This window comes from Sulfurimonas sp. (assembly GCF_016744025.1).
In the GTDB taxonomy this organism is placed as follows: Bacteria; Campylobacterota; Campylobacteria; order Campylobacterales; family Sulfurimonadaceae; genus Sulfurimonas.
In genome coordinates this window covers 1-4,006 of the sequence record NZ_JADGFC010000175.1, presented here as the reverse complement: position 1 = coordinate 4,006, position 4,006 = coordinate 1, and the positions used below count along the sequence as shown (strand labels likewise).

The window sequence follows — 4,006 nt, the reverse complement described above, 5'->3', positions numbered from 1 at the left end:
CTTCTTTGTTTTTGGTCGAATAAGATTAGCAGATTATCGATTAATCCTATCTTTCAACTTACTTTCAAAAAATTGCACTTGATTTTAGAATTGGCGTAAATAAATGTTTGCATTATTTTTAAATTCATTTTTAATATCTAAAAGATAAAAAATGTTTTCAATATTTACATACACCAATCCACACGCAACTATACTAAAAATACTAACCGATATAATGGCTTTTGAAAATACATCCAAAGCCTCATCTATTTTATTTTCTCCTAGTAATTTGGAAACCATAACGCTACTACCAACTGCAAACATTAGCCCAACACCAAAAAGGATGGAAAATATTGGATATGTAATATTAACAGAAGCTAATCCAATCTCTCCAACATAGTTACCTACAAAGTAACCATCAACAATAGTAGCTGAGGATATAGCAAGGAGTCCAAGGATAGATGGAATGATATATTTTAAAAATAATTTGTAAGGTCTTTGTTCAAGCATTGTTATTTCTTTATGTACTGATATTTAATTATAAGCGAAAATTTATAGTATCTTATTTATTATAATCTTTTTAATATTAACCATTTTTTTAGAATATTTTTGCTTAAATGAGAAGATACAGAACTTAAAGCCATCTATCTAGATGCAAGAGTTTATATTTGAGATACATAGGAAAATAATGCAAGAGTTAAAAGAATATCCAAAATCGCTAGAAGGCTCGAAATCTCTATTAGCAAAATACTTAACAAAAGAAATTTTCCAAGAGTTAAAAGACAAGGTGACGTCAAATGGTTTTACATTAACTCAAGCAATTAACTCTGGTGTGCAAAATCCTGATAGTGGCATAGGTGCTTATGTAGGTGATGAAGAGTCTTATGAAGTTTTTGCATCGCTGTTTGATCCTATTATCGAAGAATATCATGGATTTAAAAAAGAAGATAAACACAAAAGTAATCTAAATCCAGATGATTTAAATGCTCCAAATCCAGACCCAAAAGGCGAGTATATTTTATCTACAAGAATTCGTGTAGGTAGAAATGTAAAAAATATACCTCTTGGACCTGCAATAAGTGATGAACAAAGAGATTCAGTAGAAAAAGATGTGTCTGATGTATTGAGTAGTTTTAAAAATAATTTGGGTGGTAAATACTACCCTTTAAATAACATGAGCGAAGAAGATAGCAAATCACTTATCAAAGATCACTTCTTATTTAAAGCTGGAGATAGATTTCTTGAAACTGCAGGATTAAACAAAAACTGGCCAAACTCAAGAGGCATTTTCCATAACAATGAAAAAACATTTCTTGTATGGGTAAATGAAGAAGATGAGCTTAGAATCATATCTATGCAAGAAGGTGGAGATATAAAAGAAGTGTTCACAAGACTTACGATTGCAATAGATGCATTATCTAAGAAAGTTGAGTTTGCTTACAATGAGCACTTAGGTTATATTACAAGTTGTCCAACAAACCTTGGAACTGCAATGAGAGCTAGTGTACATATAAAACTGCCAAACCTTGGTAATAGTATGGATGAGTTTAAATCAATAGCAGATAAATATAATGTTCAAATTAGAGGTATTCATGGAGAACATTCTGCTAGTGAAGGCGGCATATATGATATATCAAATAAGAGAAGACTTGGTGTTAGTGAAGTTGAGTGTGTACAGGACATGTATGATGGTGTAGTTGCACTTATAAAAAGAGAAAAAGAGTTAGCATAAGAATGTCTAAAATTATTTTGTTTGATGGTATTTGTAATCTTTGCAATGGAGCTGTTAACTTCGTTATAAAACATGATAAAAACAATCTATATCATTTTGCGTCCTTGCAATCTGATATAGGGCAAGAATATCTAAAAAAGTTCAATCTATCTCTTAATAATTTTGATACCTTTATTCTTATAGATGAGAATGAATTCTACACTGCATCTACAGCCTCTTTAATGATTGCTAAAAATTTATCAGGATTTGCAAGGTTTTTATATCCTCTAATATATATTCCTAAATCTATTAGAGATGTCCTTTATAGGCTCTTAGCTAAGAATAGGTACTCTTTATTTGGCAAGGCTAATGTATGCAAAATACCAAGAGATAAAGATAAAAATAAATTTTTAAACTGAATTATAATTCACCCGAAACTCTAAATTTTAATAAGAGAAAGTGATAGATTTGGAAAATGTGGAGGAGAAGAGTTTATTATTATCCTTTCTAAGGTAAATAAAGATGAAGTTAAAGAACTACTCTTAAAACGCACAGATGAAGCACTTTATAAGCTAAATTAGGTGCTATTTAAGTAACAGTAGATTTGCTACATTGTAGTGTGTCTAAAATTAGGGTAGTATGTCAAAAATTAAATTTGGAGAAAAAATGAAAAAAATTATTGTTGGATTAATGGCTGCATTACTATTTTTAGGATGTAGTTCAAAAGGTGCTGAAGAAGTAGTAGTTGAACCTAAACTAGTTGTAGGAAAAAATTTAGCAGATATGGCACTTAACGATCAGTTTGAAAAAGCACAAGCTCTAGATTCAAACACTAAAAAAGTGATATTTGCATTTTCAAAAGATATGGCACATACTTGTAACGACTTTTTTGTTACACAATCACCTACATATTTAAGTGATAATAATACACAATTTGTAGCTGATGTAAGTGCTGCGCCTTCTTTAATCAGAAGTATATTTATCCTTCCTGGTTTAAAAGACTTTAAACACACTGTTTTACTATTAGATGATAAGATGATTGCTGCTCCATATAGATCAAATATGGATGTAGAAAAAATTGTAGTTGTATATCTTGATAATAAATCAATTACAAATGTTGTAACAATCAACTCAGAAGATGAACTAAAAAAAGTGATAGAAGCTAAATAGCTTCTATCATACTCTCTCAATTATAAAAAATCATAATAATCTTTACTTTTGTAAATAACATCAAATAAGTGCTAGTAAGTCCGTAAACTCAGCTGTTACTTAGATGTGTAAACCTAAGGTTAGAATATTTGTGATAGAATTATACAGATATAAAATAGATAGGATAAATAGTGCAAAATCAAACTAACTTAGATAAATTAAATGAGAAAGTATCTCAAATATTACAAAACTACAACACTCTCAAAGAAGAAAATAAAATGTTTCGTATAGAGATGGTTACTCTAAAAGCTGAAAACGAAGCAAAAGATGCAGAGTTAGACAAACTTCAAGAAGCTAATATGATGAAAGATATTGAGATAGAAGAGATAGTAGAAAAAATAGAAAGCATCTTAGGCTAAGAATAAATGAGCAAAAAAATAGGTTTACACATCGGTGGTCGTCGTTTTGATGTAGATGTTGAAGATGATTTTGCACCATTTTTAGAAGAAGAAATGGTAAAAGATTTTAACAAAAAGGGAAATAATGACCTTAAAAAAATGCTTCATGCTTATGTGAAAAAAACACATGAACTTTTTCTACAAGAAAAAGAAATAGAACGAATTTTAAAGAAAACAGAACTTTAGTTTATGGTTTTAGGAAACTATAAGCTAAAGGTGCTATAATTTCAATCTCTCAAAAAAGAGATGGTGTGCGTTCGTAGCTCAGCTGGATAGAGCACTGGTTTGCGGTACCAGCGGTCACACGTTCGAATCGTGTCGGGCGCACCATACTTACTTAATAATTATTTCCCGCAAGTTTAATTTTTAATTTTTTGACTAACTTTACTAAATGTAGCGGAATAGAGCAGTTTGGTAGCTCGTCGGGCTCATAACCCGAAGGTCACAGGTTCAAATCCTGTTTCCGCAACCAATCCTAAATCTTTTATTTATAGGTTTATAACAACACTTTTTAAACAATTTTAACTAGCCTTATATCTCACAATACTAAGCAAACTTAAACACCTTTTAGAACCCGTCAACTTGTTATTTCACTATTGTTAAATGATTTAATTCGCCAATTCCAACAACAAGTGCAATTTCCACCTAAATTAGCTAGCTAATCTTTTACTCATTTCACTGAAAAACACTTCATACGGAGTTTTGTATT

Annotated in this window: 6 protein-coding genes and 2 tRNA genes; 7 read left to right on the top strand and 1 reads right to left on the bottom strand. The window is 30.4% G+C overall.

The window, feature by feature from the left end:
- Positions 1-84: 84 nt before the first annotated feature.
- Positions 85-489: an MATE family efflux transporter gene (locus QZZ48_RS14570; RefSeq protein ID WP_294966985.1), complete on the bottom strand. Its 405-nt coding sequence runs from the start codon at positions 487-489 to the stop codon at positions 85-87.
- A 178-nt stretch (positions 490-667) separates the two neighbouring features.
- On the opposite strand from QZZ48_RS14570, the gene QZZ48_RS14565 reads away from it, so the two are divergent.
- The 7 genes from QZZ48_RS14565 to QZZ48_RS14535 all read left to right on the top strand — a co-directional run bounded on the left by QZZ48_RS14565 (position 668) and on the right by QZZ48_RS14535 (position 3,769).
- Positions 668-1,711, top strand: coding sequence for a phosphagen kinase (locus QZZ48_RS14565; RefSeq protein WP_294966984.1), 1,044 nt, complete (start codon positions 668-670; stop codon positions 1,709-1,711).
- 2 nt (positions 1,712-1,713) lie between these two features.
- Entirely contained in the window at positions 1,714-2,109 is a 396-nt protein-coding gene (locus tag QZZ48_RS14560) for a DCC1-like thiol-disulfide oxidoreductase family protein (RefSeq protein WP_294966983.1), read from the top strand.
- Between the two features lie 247 nt (positions 2,110-2,356).
- Entirely contained in the window at positions 2,357-2,860 is a 504-nt protein-coding gene (locus tag QZZ48_RS14555) for a hypothetical protein (protein ID WP_294966982.1), read from the top strand.
- A gap of 170 nt (positions 2,861-3,030) precedes the next feature.
- On the top strand, positions 3,031-3,258 hold the full coding sequence (locus QZZ48_RS14550) for a hypothetical protein (protein ID WP_294966981.1): 228 nt from the start codon (positions 3,031-3,033) through the stop codon (positions 3,256-3,258).
- Positions 3,259-3,264: 6 nt separating this feature from the next.
- On the top strand, positions 3,265-3,483 hold the full coding sequence (locus QZZ48_RS14545) for a hypothetical protein (protein WP_294966980.1): 219 nt from the start codon (positions 3,265-3,267) through the stop codon (positions 3,481-3,483).
- A 67-nt stretch (positions 3,484-3,550) separates the two neighbouring features.
- Positions 3,551-3,627 (top strand) — tRNA-Arg (locus QZZ48_RS14540).
- Between the two features lie 65 nt (positions 3,628-3,692).
- A tRNA-Met gene (locus QZZ48_RS14535) sits at positions 3,693-3,769 on the top strand.
- Positions 3,770-4,006 lie beyond the last annotated feature (237 nt).

What these genes read in the sequence shown, in the direction of transcription:
- QZZ48_RS14570 (WP_294966985.1), bottom strand. Translation starts at nt 489, where the DNA reads ATGCTTGAACAAAGACCTTACAAATTATTTTTAAAATATATCATTCCA.
- QZZ48_RS14545 (WP_294966980.1), top strand. Translation starts at nt 3,265, where the DNA reads ATGAGCAAAAAAATAGGTTTACACATCGGTGGTCGTCGTTTTGATGTA.
- QZZ48_RS14555 (WP_294966982.1), top strand. Translation starts at nt 2,357, where the DNA reads ATGAAAAAAATTATTGTTGGATTAATGGCTGCATTACTATTTTTAGGA.
- QZZ48_RS14560 (WP_294966983.1), top strand. Translation starts at nt 1,714, where the DNA reads ATGTCTAAAATTATTTTGTTTGATGGTATTTGTAATCTTTGCAATGGA.
- QZZ48_RS14565 (WP_294966984.1), top strand. Translation starts at nt 668, where the DNA reads ATGCAAGAGTTAAAAGAATATCCAAAATCGCTAGAAGGCTCGAAATCT.